Genomic DNA, 18,292 nt, shown 5'->3' with positions numbered 1-18,292 from the left:
AGCCTGGTGTTTTTTTATTTCACATCTCCCAAAATGCGAATAAATGTTCTTGTTTTTGTTGATAATAGAATATACGTTCGTATATAATATAAAAAAGGAGATGATTACATGCGCGGGATTTTACAGCGTGCACTAATTCAGCACACACCTATCGAAATCATCTATATCTCACAAAATGGCATACTTACACAACGTCTAATCAAAGTTTACGAAATCAATGAACATACTATCAATGCCTTTTGCTTGCTTCGTCATAAAAAAAGAACCTTTAAAATAGATAGCATTTTGTCTGCAGATGTACCAAGGAAAAAAGGAGTTGTTAAGTTTGCAAATTAGAACACTACAGATGCGAATGGAGGACACCGAACAGGAATTACTTGAACAAATTGAAAAATATATGAAGAAATTCCACAAAGCTCCGACGATCCGTGAACTTTCTAGACTCTGTACTTCGGTGAGTTCAACAAGCACAATCAAAGCATATCTGGATCGCCTTAAAGAAAAAGGAGTCCTTCATTATGAGCCCAGAACACCACGATCCATCACCCTAAAAAAAGAACTACCCCAGGCAAAATAAGGGTAGTTCTGTTAAACTTAATCAAATACGCCTTGGCGTATTTGCGCCCAGATTTATTGGGCCCACACGATGTGGGTCACAAAGACGTTGCCACAGGAAGTGGCGTTTTTAGTCTTTGATCTTACGCTCGAAAAATTACCTCTGAAAATCTGTGGCATCCGCCGGAGGCATTAACTTTATTCAGTCTGGATTTGAACCATAATCAAACAACTCTTGCTTACATAAGTAGAGGACCTCTGCTGAATAAAGTTAGAGTTTTTCATCCACTTCTGAGGTATCGACATCATCGCCAAACCAGTCAACTAACTTTGCTTTTGCCTTTGCTTTGACATTGTCATCAATATGGATGGCCACTTGGAATAGGGCAACACCCAAGGCACCTAAGTCATCTGTAAAGCCGATACCTACTGCAAGGTCTGGAATGAGGTCCACTGGAAATATAAAATACCCCAATGCAGCAAGAATCGTCACCCTTGCTTTTGCAGGTAAATCAGGTTTTTGAAGTACATAGTACAACAATAGTGCCGTATATACGACTGAATGGCCCGCTCTTAACGCAAACTTTTTAAGTTTTTCCCAAAATTTATGGTCTGAATAATGCTTTTCCATTTCATCCATGTGAATCCCCCATTTTAAGTTATCTGAATCTTTTACTACTATTGTACTACATAGGCGAATAAATGAATCATTGTACAAGCTTTAAAATTTCACTTTCCTTATCTTATGCCTCAAAATCATTTTTACACAAAAAAACCTAGCCAAAATGACTAGGTTGAATCGTTTTAATTAAAAACTTCTTTCAAGCTCATCTACCAATGAACCAACATAGGCAACTGCTTTTTTAATTGGTTCTGGAGTTGACATATCCACACCTGCAAGCTTCATCAACTCAAGTGGTTTCAGTGTTCCACCTGCTTTTAATGCAGATAACCAGCGATCGACTGCAGGCTGGCCCTCTTCTTGAATCATCTGGGAGGCAGCTGTTGAAGCAGTCAGACCTGCTGAATACGTATATGGATATAGACCCATGTAATAATGTGGCTGACGCATCCATGTTAAAGCAGCCAGCTCATCCATTACCACATCATCTCCCCAGAATGTCGACAGCAGCTCTGTTTTTTGTTCACATAACAGTTTTGCTGTAATAGGGGTTCCTTTATCAGCCAACTCATAGATACGACGTTGTAATTCACCTTCTAATATATGTGTGACGAAATTATGGTAGTAGGTGCCTAACGATTGTAAAATCACCCAGCGCTTCATCTGTTCATCATTGGATTGTGAAAGAATATGTCTACTCAACAGCATCTCATTCATTGTCGAAGGCGCCTCGATAAAATATCGTGAAGGGCGATTGTTTGAGATGCGTTGATTACGCCCCGCTAGCACAAAGTGACCAGCATGTCCCAATTCATGTGCAAGGGTAAACGTATTTCGCATAGAATTATTCCATGTCATTAAAATATATGGGTGGGCGCCATATGGGCTCGAACAGAATGCACCCGATCGTTTCCCAACATTATCAGCTAAATCGACCCAGCGATTATGGATGCCTTCCTCCATAATCTTACTATATTCCGGCCCCATAACCTGGATGGCATCAAGAACATACCTTGAAGCCTCCTCATACGTTACCTCTGGGTCAAAGTCTGGATCAAGCGGAGCCTTTAAATCACTATAATACATTTTTTCAAGCCCTAGTACGCGCTGCTTTAATTTAGCGAGGCGTCGCATATGTGGCGCTAACTCAGTTTGAATGGTATGTAACTGATTATGGTACATTTCCTTTGTAACCTGTTGTTCATCAAGTAGCATATCTGTTACAGACTCATACCCACGTAAGCGCGCTTCAATGACTTGCTTTTTTACCTCTGTAGCCAATGTGGCAGCATAGGTGTTTTTATATTTATCCAGTGTTTCAGCAAAAGCTGCAGAAGCCTTACGACGCAATTCCGTATCCGGAGAGTCCTCATATTTTGGGAATGAGTTAAAGGAAAGTGGATGTTCGATGTCATCATCCGTCTTAAATGCTGAAAACTGCATATCTGATGTTTTGCTTCTTTGGTAGATCATATATGGCGAATCCATCACCTCTCCAAACGCAGCTAAAACTTCCTCTGCATCAGGGGATAGTGTATATTCCTTGGCCTCTAAGATATCTGATAACGTTTTTATGAATTCTTGTAATCCTTGTTCCTCTTTTATGTAAGTTTGGATGGTTTCTGAATCTAATGCAAGTAGCTCTGATTTTATAAATGACATACTCGCACTTACACTGGAGACCAAGGATGCAGCCCGGGCAGCATTTGTTTGATAAACGGAATTTGTACCGTCTACCGACATATGTAAATCTGCATAGCTCACTACACGCATAACTCTTTCATGAAGTGCGTCTTTTGCCAATAAGCAATCAAGCAAGTTCTTAGCACTTTTCCCAACAGTCCCCTTAAATTGTGTTACGGTTTGGATGTCAATTTCAACAGACGAAAGCTCTCTTTCCCAAGCTTCATCGGTTTCAAATAAACCTTGTAGGTTCCATGTTTGCTCAACAGGTACTTCTGAACGTAATAATGCCATTTGAATTTCCCCTTTCAATATTTCGTAAAACGAAATATAACTAAATTATATCGTACTAATCTAAAAAGTTAAAATACTTTTTGAAAAGACCAACAAAAATCAAGCTTCTACCTTTATCTAGGTAGAAGCTTGATGTCTAATAATTTTAGATTATTGATTCGTTAAATCTAAGAAAAACTCGTATGCTTCTTTATCCGTATATCCTTCATGAACAACCTTTCCAACAGCCTGAATCATTTCCTCAGGGTATTCTGATTGGAAGATGTTTCTTCCCATATCAACTCCAGCTGCTCCTCCCTGTATCGAATTATAAGCTAAGGAAAGTGCATCCTTTTCAGGAATCTTCTTACCTCCCGCAACTACTAATGGTACAGGACAAGCGGAGGCGACCTTTTCAAAATCATCACAATAATAGGTTTTAACAATTTGCACACCAAATTCTGCTAGCATCCTAGTTGCTAAGAGGAAGAATTGGGTTGTGCGTTCCATTTCCTTCCCGACTGCAACAACACCCATAGTTGGTATGGAATACCTCGTTCCTAAATTGACTGCTTTATTTAATTGTTCAATTGTTTCCTTTTGCCCATCAGCTCCGATGAAGGTTTGGATTGCTATCGCACTTGCGTTCATTCGAATAGCATCTTCAATATCAACAACCATCGATTCATGACTCAAGTCATCCTGCAATACACTTGAGCCTGATGACGCCCGGAGTGCTATTGATTTATTAAAGGTTGGGGGGACACTACTTCTGATTGCCCCTCTAGTTCCCATTAAGCAATCAGCGTAATTGGCTAATTTCGGAATAAGGATATCTAATCTTTCTAAGCCAGATGTAGGTCCCATAAAATATCCATGGTCGAAAGCCAACATGACTGTCTTTTGACTTTTAGGATTAAAAATTCTAGATAATCGATCCTTCATTCCCCAATCTAAATTAGCTGCTCCTTTCACATGAAAGGTGCCGTTATTGGCAAAAGGAGTTTCCTCTAAAAATTTCTTTGCCGCTTTGTTTCCAATTACATCTGCCATTTTTTTCTTCCTCTCCTTACTATATATCTAGAATCGTATCAAAAAGAAAATAAGCGAAAATTCGTTCAAAGTAAGGTTTTAGAAATCATAGTCGCCTGTATTATCCTTCGTGAATACGATCCTTTCAGGTAATACAATAATTCCGGAATCTTCGGCCTCGTACTCATAACCTTGAACAGTATTTGGCTCTACTTTTACTTCCCCTAGTTCCGGAACATCTACAGTGTCACCTACTTTTAGTTCATTTCCTTGAGCTAAATAGTATGCAATATAGACTGCGAGAGCCCCTTGGTCTTTTACGTCCCATAAACCATGGTTTTCGATCGTATCATTTTCAATATACTGTCTCATAGAATTTGGAGATGCAAATCCAGTAATGATCACATCATCCTTATTTAGTCCTTTATTTTGTGCCGCTTGTGCCATTGCAGGTAGAGCAGTTGAGTCAGGACAAATAATGATATCGATATCTGAATATGAATCTAAAATACTTTCACCCACTTGGAGAGATTTTTGTTCATTCCCTTCACCAAATTGAGTTGTTACAACTTCCCATTTAGGATATTTTTCTTTTATATATTTATTTGCATAATCAACCCATGAATTTTGATCAGGCACAGTTGGACTTGAGTAGAACCATGCGACCTGTTGTGCTTCATCAGGATTTTCAAGTTGACTTGCTGCCATGTCGACTAGCATTGCACCGAGGATGTCTGGTGTACCTTGATTTATATATGCAGTTCGATATTTCGGGTCAACATCTGAATCCCACGTAACAACTTTAATTCCTGCATCTAATGCTTTTTGTAAAGCTTGATTTAAACCATCTGAGGTAACTGATGATATCGCTATTGCATCAGCACCACTATTGACTGCACTATTAATAATCTGCACCTGATTTGCAACTGTACCCTCTGGTGCACCATCATATTTCACATTAAATCCAATCTTTTCGGCCATTTCTTGTGCTCCATCATTTCCTGATTCAAAAAATGCATTCCCCGTCATTTTCGGAATAAAAACTACTTCAATATCTCCTGCATCTTTTTCCCCACCGGAACCATTATCTGTACTGTTTCCAGCATCTTTACCGCTACAGGCTGCTAATAATAATGTGGAAAGAGCCACTCCCGTTAATAGTTTAAAAAACTTGGATTTACGCATGTAGATTTCCCCCTCTGTCCTTTTTAATCGTTAAGAACCTTTTCACCTTGGACTTGAATCCTGGAACACCTAAGAATGCAACCGAAGTAATTAAGAGCAATCCTGTAGCTAAGCCTATATATTGTGTTTGAACTCCTCCCATTTGCAATCCTAGCTTTAAGAAACCAACAACTATGCTTGCAAGTGCAGTGCCGATAACACCCCCTTTACCTCCAGTTATTAATGTTCCTCCTAGGACAACGGCTGTTAAAATTGGCATTAAATACTCCGCACCAAAATCAGCTCGAGAACTTCCCAAATACGAAGTTAAAATTACCCCAGCAACACCTGCACTTAACCCTGATAAAATATAGGTACTAGTGATAATCTTCCTAGTATCAATACCTGAGTACTCCGCAGCATTTTGGTTGATTCCAGTTAAATAGATGTATCTCCCATATCTCGTTCTATGAAGTAGAATATAAGCAATTACTAGTATTACAAGAAAGAGAATAACAGAATGTGGTATTCCAAGAATTTTTCCATTTGCTAGATTTATAAACTCTTGCGAAAATCCAGAAATCCCCTCATATGTGCTTGTTCCTGATAAACCAACTAATACAATTGCAATTCCACTATATAAAAGCATTCCCCCTAGCGTTATAACCATGGCCTGAACTTTGGTATATGCGATAAGTACTCCATTCAGCAAACCACAGAGACCTCCAACTAGTACTGCTAAAAGGGCTGCAATCCAAATATTCATTCCAACAAATTGTGCTAGCATACCCGTTACTACAGAGGTTAGCCCAATAATAGATCCCCCTGAAATATCGATACCACCTGTAATTACGACAAATGTCACAAAAAAAGCAATGATGGCAATTCCTACAAAGTCATTAAAACTATTTAAAAGAACATTTATATTCCAAAACCTTGGGTTAATTAAACCAAAGATAATAATTTCACCAACTAACGTTAGAAAAAGGATCAAATTCCACTTTGGTATTTTTTTCAGCATCTCAAACTTCACACCTCCTCCTTTAAAGTTAGCACTCTCGCATTTAATCTTTCCTTTTTCGCCTTCTTATTAGCTCTATGGAAAATGAGCACATCAACTACGACAATAATGATCAATAGAGACCCTGAGATTGTGGCATTCCAAAATGCTGGAACTTTTAAGAATACTAAAGCCGAATTAATTGAACTCATAATAATGGCTCCAATCGCCGCACCAATGACAGAACCTATGCCCCCGCTTAAGGAGACTCCTCCAAGAACAGCGGCTGCAATTACCGTCATCTCTATCCCTAATCCCGCAGTGGTTGAAATAAAACCAACCTGACTTGCAAAGATGAGGCCGGCTAAACTAGCTGAGATTCCGCAAATGACAAATGATATGATTTTATACCTTATTACGGGTATTCCCATTAATATAGCTCCATCCTCATTATCACCAATAGCCGAGAAGTACCTCCCTTTCCTACTATTTGACAAGTAAAGATGTAGGATAATAACGGCCGAAATCACAATAATCCCTAATAGATTCATTCCCAGTAGATTAATCTGTGAGATTTGCTTGAAATTTGCAGGCAGATTTTCAATCCATTTTCCATCTGTGTAAATTACTTGTACAACCCTTACGATTTCCAACATACCTAGAGTCATAATGAACGAAGATATTTTAAGTTTTGTAACCCCTATTCCATTGACTAAACCGATTAATGCACCAATGGCAATCGCTACAATAATCGCTAGGAAGATGCTTCCTCCATCCCTTACAATGACACCGCTTACTGCAGCGCTAAGTCCCAAAGTACCTCCAACAGAGATATCAATTTCTCCAGTCAATAGAACAAAAGTCAATCCAACAGCAAGGACTATATATAACAAACTATTTTTCACAGAATTTAGTATGTTTTCCAGAGTAAGAAAGTCAGAGTTAACTAGACCTACCAGCAAAAAAATGATAATCAAGAAGATAATGGTTCTAAACTCCCTATGCTTTGTTAGGTTATTGATTTTAGACATGCCTATCACTTCTTCCTTTAAGAGGATGTTCAAAAAGTCGGGTAAAAATGACGCATCGAATTTCTGCGTTGGCTTGCTTCTCCTTTCCTCACGTATTAACTGCATACGCTCCGGTACTCAAAGCTGCACCGCCTTGATCTTCTCGGTCCTTTTCATCCTCCTTTTTGAACTGGATTCTTATATGTTCCAAATGCAGCACTCATCACATTTGCTGCATTAATCTCATCAAATCCAAGACAGTCCTCACACGTTCCACGATAAATGGCATATATTCGATCACTAATTCTTTCAATTTCTTCTAAATCTGAAGAGACCAATAAAATCGAATATCCTTGTTCTTTTAGTTGTGTGATAATCGAGTAAATATCACTTCTGGCTGCTGCATCAATTCCCCTAGTAGGTTCATCCATTATGATAAGCTGTGGATTCGTTGATAAAATCCTTGCTATGATTACTTTTTGTTGATTTCCGCCAGACAATGATTTAATTTCTTCATTTTGGCTACTTATTTTAATGCTTAACTTTTTAACATATTCATTCGTAATTGCTTCTTCCAACTTTTTATTTAGGAAAAAGCCTTGATTTTTGATTACTTGTGCAGTGATATTACTACTTACTGAACTAATTGAAAAAGTTCCGTTTAAAAACCGATCCTCCGGAATATAAGCTAAGCCACTTTCAATTGTTTCGTTTGCGGGTAAGTCCGTAATATCCTTTCCATTCAAATAAACTTTCCCGCTAGTTATCTTATTAATTCCATATATAGCCTCTGCAATTTCAGTTCTACCTGCCCCAACGAGTCCTGCAAGGCCGACTACCTCACCCTTATAAACATCGAAGCTTATATTTTTAAAACCATCACCACAAATATTTTTGACCTTAAGGATCGGCTCTTCTTTATCACGATTGATGAAACTTTTCCGAAACTCTTCTTTACCATTTCGTTCGCTTTCTACTGGTAACAAACCATTAATTAACATTTCTTTTGTGAAGTCTTGGATTTCTCCTTTTAACGTCACTTTACCGTCTCGTAGAATGACAGCATGTGTCGATATCTGAAAAACCTCATCAAGTCTATGAGTGATATAAAAAACTCCTACACCATCGGCCTTTAATTTCTCAATTAGTTTGAATAAGCTTTTCGTCTCTGCAAATGTTAGCGAAGATGTTGGTTCATCTAAAATAAGAATCTTCGCATTCCTTAACAGACCTTTTATGATTTCTACTTGTTGCTGCTCAGCAATTGACAATGAAATTGCATATCTATTCAAATCCAAATCCCAGCCTAGTTGGTGAATTAATTTCTTTGCCTGCTCCCTTACCTCTTGTTTTTTCCTATTCAACCCAATTGTGAGATTTTGCTCAACTGACATATTTGGAAATAATAAAGGTTCTTGAGGTACCAAATAGATTCCTTTTTCGTGCGCAATCGACGGATTAAACTGGTTCACTTTCTCTCCATTAACCTCTATACTTCCACTATCCGCATTATAGACTCCTGTAAGAATCTTCATCAGTGTACTCTTTCCAGCACCATTTCCGCCGATAATCGAGATTACTTCAGATTCATAAATTTCTAGAGAGACACCCTTAAGGACTTCATTTCGATTAAAAGTCTTATAGATATTGTCTAGCCTTACCAACCTTTTTTTCACTTCCATAAAAACCCCCCATACCTACAAATCTCTCTATTTTTGTAATCGCTTTCTTTTAACGGTTTTAGATTGATTATCAAATGCGCCTTAGCGTATTTGCGCCCGATTTTTTTCGAGCTCGCTCGAAAAACTACCCCTGAAAAATCGTGGCATCCGCCGGAGGCTTTCACTTTATTCAGTCGGGGTTTAAACCCACCACTGATTGAATACTCAAAATTTCATTCATCCCCCACTTATAGAAGTAGGGACTTCTGCTGAATAAAGTTAAAACATTTTATTAAGGCAGAATAAAATTATTCATTTTCATAATTATTAAAATTTTATAGGCCATAGAACTTTTATATTACATATATATTCCTAGTCTCGAGATTATTCGCCTAATAATAAAAGGATTTTTCTGTAAATGGCTTTTCATGAACTTTGGAAATAGGGATGTTATGTTTGTATCATTTTTGAACATTTGTTGGCATATGAATAAATTGTATTAACCAAAAATATAGTTAAGAAGAGTGATTACAATGAACTATGAAAATGACTTAATCGTAAAAATTGCGTGGCAATATTATATTGAAGGTTTAACGCAGAATGAGATATCAGAATCTCTTAATTTATCAAGAATGAAGGTTATTAAATACCTTGAAAAAGCAAAAACAAACAATGTGATTCAATTTAAAATCAACCTGGAAGAAATCGAGAATCTTAGTCTCCAAAATAAGATTAAGAAAAAATATAACCTAAAGGATATCATCATTGTACCTACATCAAATCAAAAGAATGTTGAAAGTTTAACGATAGCTGCTGCCCAGTATATAGAAGATCGTATTACAAGTGATACGATGTTAAGCATTGGTTACGGAGAAGCTGTATCTAGAACTTTAGGACATTTGCGTATCTCAACAAAATACAAAGTGACATTTGTTTCTCTCTCTGGGGGTGTAAAATTCTATATGCCTACCGCTATCGATACGAGATCAGACTATTATACGAACCCTAACTACAATCATTACATTGTTCCTTCCCCCCTAATCGTATCCTCTAAAAATATTGCAGAGCATTTACGAAAGGAACAATCAGTAAGCAAAATATTAGATATGATACCGTATACGAATTTAACAGTAATCGGAATAGGCGCTCTGAATGATCGAGCCACCTTGATTAAAGAAGGCTATTTCAATACAAATGACTTTGAAATATTAAAGTCAAAAGGCGCAGTTGGCGATTTATTATGCCAGTTTTACGACATCAATGGCAATGTTTTAGATTTAGATTTTCATAAACAACTAATTAGTACTGAAATTGATGTACTAAAATCCCTTAATCATGTAGTAGCTGTTGCTGGCGGCCTTGAAAAAAAGGATGCAATAATTGGTGCACTTAAGGGGGGATATATTGATGTTCTAATTACTGATGAAGCAGTTGCCCAAGGATTGATATAAAGAGAGAACACTATCTTTTTCGATAAGGGGGAAATAGGAATGAAGGGGAAATTCCTAATGGCTATCGATGCTGGAACTGGCAGTGTGAGAGTAATCTTATTTGACACAACTGGCCAAGAGGTTTGCGTTTCACAGGCTGAATGGACACATCATGAAGATAATAGATATCCTGGCTCTATGGATTTTGATATCAATAAAAATATCAGTATCATTACGGACCTCATCAAAGAAACAATCGACAAAAGTAAAATAGACCCAAGTGATATACTTTCCATTTCTACGACTAGTATGAGAGAAGCCATTGTTTTATATGATGACAAAGGCAAGGAATTATGGGCATGTGCGAATGTTGACTCACGTTCTAATAATGAAGTTGCAAATCTATATAGCCAGAGCGATTCACTAGAATCCGAGATTTATAAACTCTCTGGTCAGACATTTTCCTTAGGTGCCATCCCTCGAATACTTTGGGTTAAAAATAACCTCCCTGACACATACGAAAAGATTAAATACGTAACGATGCTTAATGACTGGATAACCTATCGTCTCACAGATATAATCTCAGTCGAGCCGTCAAACGGCTGTACAACTGGACTCTTTGATTTAAAAAGCAGGTTATGGGATCCAGGTATCGCCGAAAAAGTAAATTTGAGAAATGATATTTTTCCAATTGTATACGAAAGTGGTACGGTAATTGGAAATGTAACGAATAAAATGGCAACGCTTACAGGATTAAGCCCTCAAACAATGGTTGTTGCTGGAGGTGGAGACGCGCAGCTTGGTTGTATTGGCGTAGGGGTTATTAATGAAGGAGATGCTGCTATTTTTGGAGGGAGCTTCTGGCAATACGAGTATACGACAAATCATGTTGAAATCGACGATGAATGCAGAGTTCGAATTAATTGCCATGCTGCACCTAATACTTGGCAATACGAAGCAATTGCCTTTTTTCCAGGCTTAGTGATGAGATGGTTTAGAGATAGTTTTTGTGAGCTTGAAAAGGACATTCAAGATAAAACCGGAGAAAGTATTTATGTTCAGATGGAAAAACGAGCACAAAACATTCCTGCCGGAAGCTTTGGGTTGCTATGCACTTTTTCAGATCAAATGAACTATAAATCTTGGAAGCATGCCTCACCTGGTTTTATTAATTTTAAACTTGATTCCCAGAAGTATAACAAAGCAAGCTTTTATAGATCTATTATGGAAAATGCAGCTTTTGTAACTAAGGGGAATATCGAATTGGTTAATGCTCTAACAAATACTTCCCCTGAATCGATTATTTTTGCGGGTGGAGCTTCGAATAGTGAGTTGTGGTGCCAGATTGTTTCCGATGTCCTTAATAAACCTATAAAAGTTCCGGTTGTAAAGGAATCGACTGCCCTAGGTGCCGCTATTTGTGCAGGTGTGGGCGCGAAGGTTTATGAGGATTTTAATGATGCTATAGCAAAAGTCATTCATTTCGAAAGAACCTATTTACCGAATCAAGAAAATCGGGAAGTGTATGAAGAGTTATTCAGTAAGTGGAAGGACATTTACAAGCATCAGCTTGAATTAGCAGATAGTGGTTTAACTGAGCATATGTGGATAGCACCTGGAATCAAATGAGCCACGGCGAATTTGCGCCCGATTTTTAGGCTTAAAATAAGCGACTTGGAGTGATAACAATGACGGTTATTAATGAGAACGAAAAGGAATACAGATTTGGTGATAGTGGTCCGAAATATCTTCAAAGAGGTCCAAGAATGAACTTCGGTGTAGTCGTTTTAAAACCTGGTCAACACTTCCCTGCCCATTACCATAATGTAATGGAGGAAAATTTCTTTATTCTTGAAGGCGAATTGGAAATCCACATCGATGGCGAAGTTTTCAATTGCACTAAAGGGGATTTTATCCATGTTGAGCCGAAAAAAGTTCATTATCTTGTGAATAAAGGGGAAACAAATTTTAAAGCTGCATTTATGCTCTCCCCTTATCAAGAAAAGGATAAAGTTGATGTTGATTATAAGCCCTTGAAATAAAATGTTTTCGCTTAGAGGAGATGCTTAACATGACAAAACGAATTCGTTTAGGTAAAACCGATATATATATTAATCCAATCGGGTTGGGAGCAAATGCGGTTGGTGGTCATAATATCTATTCAAACCTCGATGATGAGGTTGGGAAAGATTTAGTTAGAACAGCATTTCATCATGAAATCAATTTTATAGATACGGCATATAGCTATGGGTTTGGAAGGTCAGAAGAATTGATTGGTGACGTTGTAAGTGAGAAGAAAAATCGCGCTGATGTCATTATTGCAACAAAGGGCGGCCCTAAGCTTATTAATCAAAAAATACAATTTGATAACTCCCCTTCTTTCCTAAAGCAAGAGGTTGAAGAAAGCCTAAAGCGCTTAAAAACAGATTATATTGATATCTATTATATTCATAAACCCGATAAAACAACGCCTAAAGCTGAGGCTATCGGTGCTTTGAAAGAGCTTAAAGACGAAGGGAAAATACGAGTAATCGGGGTGTCAAACTTTTCGATAGATCAACTAAGAGAAGCGAACCAGGACGGTTACGTAGATGTATATCAGGGTGGATATCATTTATTAGATAGAGGATTAGAAAATGACATTATACCTTACACGATTGAAAACAATATTTCGTTTATACAATTTTATCCTTTAGCAGCAGGTTTACTAACCGGTAAGTTTTCAAAGGACTCCACATTCACTGACCTTCGAGCAAGATTACCTTATTTTAAAGAGGAATCATATCTGCAAAATCTTGAAAAGGTAGAGCAATTACGAACTATATCCGAATCAAAAAATGTTGAAATGGCACATCTTGTCCTTGCCTGGTACTTAACTCGTGATGGAATTGATTCTGTTATCCCTGGGGCAAAACGACCGGAACAAATTGTTAGTAACCTTAAAGCTTTAGAAATAACATTAACACCAAAAGAAATTCAGGATATAGATGATATCTTTAAATCATGAATGATGAAACATAAAAAGAGCGAAAGCAACAAGGTTTTTCGTGCTTTTGCTCTTTTCATTTTGGTTCACGATTATTTCTATAACAACCCTACCATTTTTAGTCCGTGTAGGATTCCGTCTTCCTCAACTGATTTGGTTACGTACTTCGCTACTTCTTTTACTTCGTCCAGTCCGTTCCCCATGGCTACACTATTTTGAACAGTAGTTAGCATTTCCATATCATTCAACCCATCGCCAAAGGCATAAATGCGTTCTGAAGGAATCCCTATTTTTTCAACAAGTTTCTCTATTCCGTTCGCTTTTGACCCCCCACTTGGGATAACGTCTACGGAAACCGGATGCCAGCGCACAAAATCAAAGTCCTTGTATTCTTTTTCGTACTGCCCTTCTTCACCTTCTTGGACAAATAATAACGATTGGAACAATTTACGTCCTTCATAATACTTTGGATCATAGGTTGGAAAACTTTTGATTTTTAATGTTGCAATGCTTTCCGTAATAAATTCATGTTCAGGCACATTTGCTTTCATGTCCTCGTGGTCCATGTAAACGATCGGATGATTGTTGGCAAGTGCCTTTTCGGTTAATTGAATAAGGGCTTCTTCATTTAAAGGGTTTGTATAAATTTCTTCACCGTTTAACACAACATACTGCCCATTGTAGCTAACATATGTACCGATTCCTAGCTCTTCGCGAAGGTCTTCAAACATAAAAGGAGCACGGCCAGTAGCAATCGCAACTTCGTGTCCGAGTTCCTTTAGTTTAAAGATGGCTTCCTTCGTTGAAGATGGCAGTTTTTTATCATGATTCAAGAGTGTTCCATCTATGTCAAAAAAAATTAGGCTACGTTCTTTCATTTCATCTTCCCACTTTCTATCTCACTTTTGCTCAATCACATATTGTCTACGATACATTATTTTCGCGCTTTAAACAAATGAAACAATTCTTGAAGATTACTAAATCAAATACGCCCCAAAGCGTATTTGCGCCCAGATTTTTTCGAGTTTGCTCGAAAAACTACCTTTAAAAATCTGAGGCATCCGCCGGAGGCTTTAACTTTATTCAGCAGAAATATCCGCTTGCTGAATAAAGTTAAAAACAGGCAAAAAGTACTATTACCTGGCATAAATTAGAAGTATGTTTGATATATTCAGTAGAAGTCCCAATGGGCACAAATACGCCAAGGCGCATTTGATCTACATCAAGGAGAGCGAGCATGAAAAAAACTTGGTTATTAGGGTTTGGCTTTTTTAGCATTAGTCTAGGATGGTCTTTGTATAACGGATTTGTTCCTTTTTTTCTGGATAATTTCATCACAAGTACTGCTTTGATTGGGTTTCTTATGACCATCGATAATTATATTGCTCTCTTTTTACAGCCATATATTGGACAATTAAGTGACCGAACTCGAACTCGCTTCGGACGCAGGATACCTTATTTACTTGTTGGTGTGCCACTTGCAGCCCTATTTTACACTCTCATTCCCTTCCACACTGGGCTAATATCCTTACTCATTTTTATGTTATGTATGAACTTATCGATGGCGATTTTCCGTTCCCCTACGATTGCATTAATGCCCGATATCACCCCAGAACAAGACCGTACAAAAGCAAACGGAATCATCAATTTTATGGGGGGCTGTGGTGCTATCTTAGCATTTAGTATCGGATCATTCTTATTCAGCGTCGATGAGACTCTCCCATTTCTTGCCGTTTCCGTTGTTTTCCTACTCACCCTTTGGATTGTATTTAAACAGATAAAAGAACAGCGTGATTCCATTTCCTATACAGAAACAGTTATACCAAAGATTAATTATAAGGAAGAATTGAATGCCTCAACGCTGTACCTTTTGGCAGCTATCTTTTTTTGGTTTATTGCCATTCAAGGAATGGAGGCTTTGTTTACCCTATATGGTGTAAATGAATTAGGTCTTTCCAGAAGCGCTTCTGCTTTTTCACTTACTTTTTTTTCATTAAGCTTTGTGATTTCAGCCATTCCAAGTGGCCTCCTAGGTGCAAAGATTGGCAAGAAAAAAGTAATTGTCGTCGGTGTCATTGGGCTAATTGTTTCGTTTTTACTATTAAACTGGGTTGATTCGGTTATTCTCTTAAGAGCGATTTTATTTTTGGGAGGCATCTTTTGGGCATTTGTTAACATTAACGCATACCCATTTATTGTTTCGACGGGAAGTGAAAAAAGCTTCGGAACCAGAACGGGGCTTTATTATTTAGTTTCCTCATTGGCAGCGATCACGTCACCGCCGACTCTTGGATACTTAATTGACCTGTTTGGATTCAGTGTGTTATTTCTTGCTGCAGCAGGGAGCCTAGTTCTTGCATTGGTCTTTATTACCAGGGTAAAAGAGCAGAAAAGCGCGGTGCTTGGCTCATAGCGTATTCTCAAGGAGATAATCATAAGAGGCGTGTAAACTGGAAACAGTTTTATCACGCTTTTTTCATTTTTATTTGTTTATTTCATAGACTATTACAATGATGTCTGATATTATAATCAAATGGTTACCCTTGATAACTATTACCTTGAGTAACTATTTCCAAAAGAGGTGAAGTCCAATCGAAAATTTTCAATTGTTTTTTCAACAACTAACTCAATTATATCGACCTTTTGAGAGTAAGCTGAATGTTGAACTCGGTAAACACCAGCTTTATAGAGCACAATGGTCCATTCTGTACTACATTGTAAACTTTGGCTCACCTACACTCGTGGAAATCTCTAATTACCTAGGAGTCGAAAAGCCAACTGTTACAAGAACCATAAATCGTTTAGAAGAACTAGGATATGTAGAAAACATTCCTGGGAAAGACAAGCGAGAAAAAAGAATGCAGCTTACTGACCTTGGTAAAAAAGTGTATCTAGAAGTCAGGGAAACAGTTGATGAATTTGAAAAGGAAATAATAGAGGGGGTATCTGAAAAGGAACTACTCCAAGCCATTCAGATTATGAAAACAATACGAAACAATTTAATAAAGTGAGGGGATTTTCAACTTGGATAATCAAAAACTATGGACGAAATAGCTTGTATGCTGAGACATAAATAATCCGATAAATGGTCCGATCGCCGTTGCTAATGTCGCACTCATACTAAAATAGCCAATTCCTTCACCTCTACGTTTAGGCGGGATGATTTGAGCAACAATTGTACCAGTCGCGGTGCTAGCGATGCCGAGAGTAATGCCGTGAATGAAACGATTGATTAGGAGAAACGTGATTCCGGCATGTACGAAGTATAAGAAGGTTGTAATTGTAAAAAGAATCAACCCAATAAATAATGTTTTTTTACGACCAATCATATCGATATAACGGCCAATAAAAAGTCGGCCAATTAACGTTCCGACAATAAAGATACCTGTGACAAGCCCTGCTTGGCTTGTAGAAGCACCATATTCATCAACTGCATAAACGGCAATGATGACAACAGGTTATCTTCGGTCTATGTCTTGTGATTGGGGTCATCACTCTTCTCACTTCACTCATCCTTTATGTGCCACCAGTTGAAATACAATCAAATCAAACTCAAGAGAAAAAAGGCTTTTCAATTGCGAATTATGTGGAACCGAAAGCACTTCCGATTGCGATTGTTACTTTTGCAATTTCGCTTTGTTATGCAAGTGTTCTTTCGTTTATCAATTTTTATGCAATTGAAATTGAATTAGTAACTGCAGCAAGCTTCTTCTTCCTTGTGTATTCTATTGCGATTCTGCTTTCTCGTCCTTTCACTGGACGGTTAATGGATATAAAAGGTGCAAATTACGTCATGTATCCAGCCTTTATCCTATTAGCAGTTGGTATGTTTCTATTAAGTATTGCTCACAACAGCATAACTCTCCTACTTTCTGGTGCACTTATCGGGCTAGGATTCGGAAATATGCAGTCATGTACTCAAGCAGTTGCGATCAAGTTAACACCAGCACATCGTATGGGGCTTGCGACCTCTACTTTCTATATCTTCTTAGACGCAGGGCTTGGGTTTGGCCCTTATCTATTAGGATTTCTTGTTCCAATTACAGGGTACAGCAAGCTATATTCCATTCTAGGAATTGTGGCTTTAGCGAGTATAATTCTTTACTTCTTTATGCATGGTAAGAAAGAATCTGCAGGTCGAAAAAATCAAACATTACCATTATCCATGTAAAAATAAAGCCTTGCTCGGCATGTTTTGTCGGGCAAGGCTCTGTTTATTTTCTGATACCATCCATCACAAAACGGACTAAGTTTTCCGCTTCTTGGTCGATATCCATTTTTTCTTGGGATGGCTTAAGCACAAAATGAGTGACGAGAAAACCACCGAATGTTGTCATTAGTATTTTCAACAGTGTATCTGTAGAAAGATCCTTTATTTCTCCACGGCTCTTGAATAATTCGATTGCATGTGCAACGCGATTCATGACATTGGAAGAGAAATACGGAACCAGTTCCTTTCTCAATGCTTCACTATATAATATTTCCTTGACGATGATTTGAAAAATTTCCTGATTTTCATTAATAAATTCAATTCTGTTTTTGAGGATCCGCCTTAAAAAATCTTCAAAATACAGTGTATCCTCAGTTAGTACTTCTTTAAATACTTTTTCAGCCATTCCTGGTAAAGCCTCTTTTAAGAACGGAATCATAACCGAAAGCAGTAAGTTATCTTTCGTACCATAATGACGGAAAATGGTTCCTTCTGCAACTCCTGCTGCTTTTGCGATTTCATTTGTAGACGTATTGGCATATCCCTTTTCTGCAAACATTTTTATGGCTGTTTCAATTATTTTCTGTTGTTTTTCAGTTGGTTTCTTGGATAGCTTTGTTTGTTCAATTATGGCATCTAATAGATTTTCTTTAGACAAATTCCTTT

The 18,292-nt window shown here is 37.7% G+C and carries 17 protein-coding genes and 2 pseudogenes; 9 read left to right on the top strand and 10 right to left on the bottom strand.

All coding sequences use genetic code 11. From position 1 onward, the window contains the following. The first annotated feature begins 108 nt into the window (after positions 1-108). Positions 109-336 carry a hypothetical protein gene (locus tag ACFSFW_RS19695; RefSeq protein WP_304219873.1) on the top strand — a complete coding sequence of 76 codons (228 nt, stop codon included), beginning with the start codon at positions 109-111 and terminating at the stop codon, positions 334-336. Continuing rightward, positions 326-577, top strand: a complete 252-nt coding sequence (locus ACFSFW_RS19690) for a LexA family protein (protein WP_388040700.1) — start codon at positions 326-328, stop codon at positions 575-577. The genes ACFSFW_RS19695 and ACFSFW_RS19690 overlap by 11 nt, the downstream gene beginning before the upstream one ends. A 249-nt stretch (positions 578-826) precedes the next feature. Here ACFSFW_RS19690 and ACFSFW_RS19685 read toward each other — a convergent pair whose 3' ends face one another. From ACFSFW_RS19685 to ACFSFW_RS19655, 7 genes are all read right to left on the bottom strand, one after another. After that, positions 827-1,195 carry a YkvA family protein gene (locus ACFSFW_RS19685; protein ID WP_304219874.1) on the bottom strand — a complete coding sequence of 123 codons (369 nt, stop codon included), beginning with the start codon at positions 1,193-1,195 and terminating at the stop codon, positions 827-829. A gap of 168 nt (positions 1,196-1,363) precedes the next feature. Beyond that, positions 1,364-3,154, bottom strand: coding sequence for an oligoendopeptidase F (pepF, locus tag ACFSFW_RS19680; protein ID WP_388040698.1), 1,791 nt, complete (start codon positions 3,152-3,154; stop codon positions 1,364-1,366). 150 nt (positions 3,155-3,304) lie between these two features. After that, positions 3,305-4,186 carry a 3-hydroxy-5-phosphonooxypentane-2,4-dione thiolase gene (gene lsrF, locus ACFSFW_RS19675; protein WP_388040697.1) on the bottom strand — a complete coding sequence of 294 codons (882 nt, stop codon included), beginning with the start codon at positions 4,184-4,186 and terminating at the stop codon, positions 3,305-3,307. A gap of 78 nt (positions 4,187-4,264) precedes the next feature. After that, complete coding sequence (gene lsrB, locus ACFSFW_RS19670) at positions 4,265-5,350, bottom strand: autoinducer 2 ABC transporter substrate-binding protein LsrB (RefSeq protein ID WP_099361000.1); 1,086 nt, start codon at positions 5,348-5,350, stop codon at positions 4,265-4,267. Then, positions 5,343-6,350 (bottom strand): ABC transporter permease, encoded by a 1,008-nt coding sequence (locus ACFSFW_RS19665; RefSeq protein WP_388040695.1) that lies wholly within the window; start codon positions 6,348-6,350, stop codon positions 5,343-5,345. The genes lsrB and ACFSFW_RS19665 overlap by 8 nt, the downstream gene beginning before the upstream one ends. 8 nt (positions 6,351-6,358) lie before the next feature. Then, positions 6,359-7,360 carry an ABC transporter permease gene (locus ACFSFW_RS19660; protein WP_388040693.1) on the bottom strand — a complete coding sequence of 334 codons (1,002 nt, stop codon included), beginning with the start codon at positions 7,358-7,360 and terminating at the stop codon, positions 6,359-6,361. A 152-nt stretch (positions 7,361-7,512) separates the two neighbouring features. Beyond that, positions 7,513-9,021 (bottom strand): sugar ABC transporter ATP-binding protein, encoded by a 1,509-nt coding sequence (locus ACFSFW_RS19655; protein ID WP_388040692.1) that lies wholly within the window; start codon positions 9,019-9,021, stop codon positions 7,513-7,515. A 512-nt stretch (positions 9,022-9,533) separates the two neighbouring features. Between ACFSFW_RS19655 and ACFSFW_RS19650 the strand changes: the two genes are divergently transcribed. The 4 genes from ACFSFW_RS19650 to ACFSFW_RS19635 are packed head-to-tail and all read left to right on the top strand — an operon-like array spanning position 9,534 to position 13,437. Beyond that, positions 9,534-10,451: a sugar-binding transcriptional regulator gene (locus ACFSFW_RS19650; RefSeq protein WP_388040690.1), complete on the top strand. Its 918-nt coding sequence runs from the start codon at positions 9,534-9,536 to the stop codon at positions 10,449-10,451. 39 nt (positions 10,452-10,490) lie between these two features. After that, positions 10,491-12,059 (top strand): autoinducer-2 kinase, encoded by a 1,569-nt coding sequence (gene lsrK, locus ACFSFW_RS19645; RefSeq protein ID WP_388040688.1) that lies wholly within the window; start codon positions 10,491-10,493, stop codon positions 12,057-12,059. 59 nt (positions 12,060-12,118) lie between these two features. Continuing rightward, positions 12,119-12,472: a cupin domain-containing protein gene (locus ACFSFW_RS19640; protein WP_304219882.1), complete on the top strand. Its 354-nt coding sequence runs from the start codon at positions 12,119-12,121 to the stop codon at positions 12,470-12,472. A gap of 29 nt (positions 12,473-12,501) precedes the next feature. Further along, positions 12,502-13,437: an aldo/keto reductase gene (locus ACFSFW_RS19635; RefSeq protein ID WP_388040686.1), complete on the top strand. Its 936-nt coding sequence runs from the start codon at positions 12,502-12,504 to the stop codon at positions 13,435-13,437. A gap of 77 nt (positions 13,438-13,514) precedes the next feature. Here ACFSFW_RS19635 and ACFSFW_RS19630 read toward each other — a convergent pair whose 3' ends face one another. Continuing rightward, the gene (locus tag ACFSFW_RS19630; protein ID WP_304219884.1) at positions 13,515-14,294 is read right to left on the bottom strand and encodes a Cof-type HAD-IIB family hydrolase; all 780 of its coding nucleotides are present in this window, start codon (positions 14,292-14,294) and stop codon (positions 13,515-13,517) included. Between the two features lie 359 nt (positions 14,295-14,653). Between ACFSFW_RS19630 and ACFSFW_RS19625 the strand changes: the two genes are divergently transcribed. Next, positions 14,654-15,829: an SLC45 family MFS transporter gene (locus tag ACFSFW_RS19625; protein ID WP_388040685.1), complete on the top strand. Its 1,176-nt coding sequence runs from the start codon at positions 14,654-14,656 to the stop codon at positions 15,827-15,829. 193 nt (positions 15,830-16,022) lie between these two features. Further along, positions 16,023-16,427 carry a MarR family winged helix-turn-helix transcriptional regulator gene (locus tag ACFSFW_RS19620; protein ID WP_099360992.1) on the top strand — a complete coding sequence of 135 codons (405 nt, stop codon included), beginning with the start codon at positions 16,023-16,025 and terminating at the stop codon, positions 16,425-16,427. A 39-nt stretch (positions 16,428-16,466) separates the two neighbouring features. Here the strand turns inward: ACFSFW_RS19620 and ACFSFW_RS19615 are convergent. Then, positions 16,467-16,871 (bottom strand): annotated as a pseudogene (locus ACFSFW_RS19615) (MFS transporter); the annotation flags it as partial. Here ACFSFW_RS19615 and ACFSFW_RS19610 point away from each other — a divergent pair. Beyond that, a pseudogene (locus ACFSFW_RS19610) lies at positions 16,871-17,587 on the top strand (MFS transporter); the annotation flags it as partial. The pseudogenes ACFSFW_RS19615 and ACFSFW_RS19610 sit on opposite strands and share 1 nt — an antisense overlap. 43 nt (positions 17,588-17,630) lie before the next feature. Here the strand turns inward: ACFSFW_RS19610 and ACFSFW_RS19605 are convergent. Further along, positions 17,631-18,284 (bottom strand): TetR/AcrR family transcriptional regulator, encoded by a 654-nt coding sequence (locus ACFSFW_RS19605; protein WP_304219887.1) that lies wholly within the window; start codon positions 18,282-18,284, stop codon positions 17,631-17,633. Between the last annotated feature and the right edge of the window lie 8 nt (positions 18,285-18,292).

The organism is Ferdinandcohnia salidurans (assembly GCF_042680725.1).
Lineage (GTDB): Bacteria > Bacillota > Bacilli > Bacillales > Bacillaceae_L > Ferdinandcohnia > Ferdinandcohnia salidurans.
Note: the sequence above shows the minus strand (reverse complement) of the source record. Positions and strands in the feature narration are given on the sequence as shown.

Coding starts and splice junctions, on each gene's coding strand:
- ACFSFW_RS19630 (WP_304219884.1), bottom strand. CDS start 14,294: ATGAAAGAACGTAGCCTAATTTTTTTTGACATAGATGGAACACTCTTG.
- ACFSFW_RS19685 (WP_304219874.1), bottom strand. CDS start 1,195: ATGGATGAAATGGAAAAGCATTATTCAGACCATAAATTTTGGGAAAAA.
- ACFSFW_RS19695 (WP_304219873.1), top strand. CDS start 109: ATGCGCGGGATTTTACAGCGTGCACTAATTCAGCACACACCTATCGAA.
- lsrB (WP_099361000.1), bottom strand. CDS start 5,350: ATGCGTAAATCCAAGTTTTTTAAACTATTAACGGGAGTGGCTCTTTCC.
- ACFSFW_RS19660 (WP_388040693.1), bottom strand. CDS start 7,360: ATGTCTAAAATCAATAACCTAACAAAGCATAGGGAGTTTAGAACCATT.
- pepF (WP_388040698.1), bottom strand. CDS start 3,154: ATGGCATTATTACGTTCAGAAGTACCTGTTGAGCAAACATGGAACCTA.
- ACFSFW_RS19665 (WP_388040695.1), bottom strand. CDS start 6,350: ATGCTGAAAAAAATACCAAAGTGGAATTTGATCCTTTTTCTAACGTTA.
- lsrK (WP_388040688.1), top strand. CDS start 10,491: ATGAAGGGGAAATTCCTAATGGCTATCGATGCTGGAACTGGCAGTGTG.
- ACFSFW_RS19635 (WP_388040686.1), top strand. CDS start 12,502: ATGACAAAACGAATTCGTTTAGGTAAAACCGATATATATATTAATCCA.
- lsrF (WP_388040697.1), bottom strand. CDS start 4,186: ATGGCAGATGTAATTGGAAACAAAGCGGCAAAGAAATTTTTAGAGGAA.
- ACFSFW_RS19640 (WP_304219882.1), top strand. CDS start 12,119: ATGACGGTTATTAATGAGAACGAAAAGGAATACAGATTTGGTGATAGT.
- ACFSFW_RS19655 (WP_388040692.1), bottom strand. CDS start 9,021: ATGGAAGTGAAAAAAAGGTTGGTAAGGCTAGACAATATCTATAAGACT.
- ACFSFW_RS19625 (WP_388040685.1), top strand. CDS start 14,654: ATGAAAAAAACTTGGTTATTAGGGTTTGGCTTTTTTAGCATTAGTCTA.
- ACFSFW_RS19650 (WP_388040690.1), top strand. CDS start 9,534: ATGAACTATGAAAATGACTTAATCGTAAAAATTGCGTGGCAATATTAT.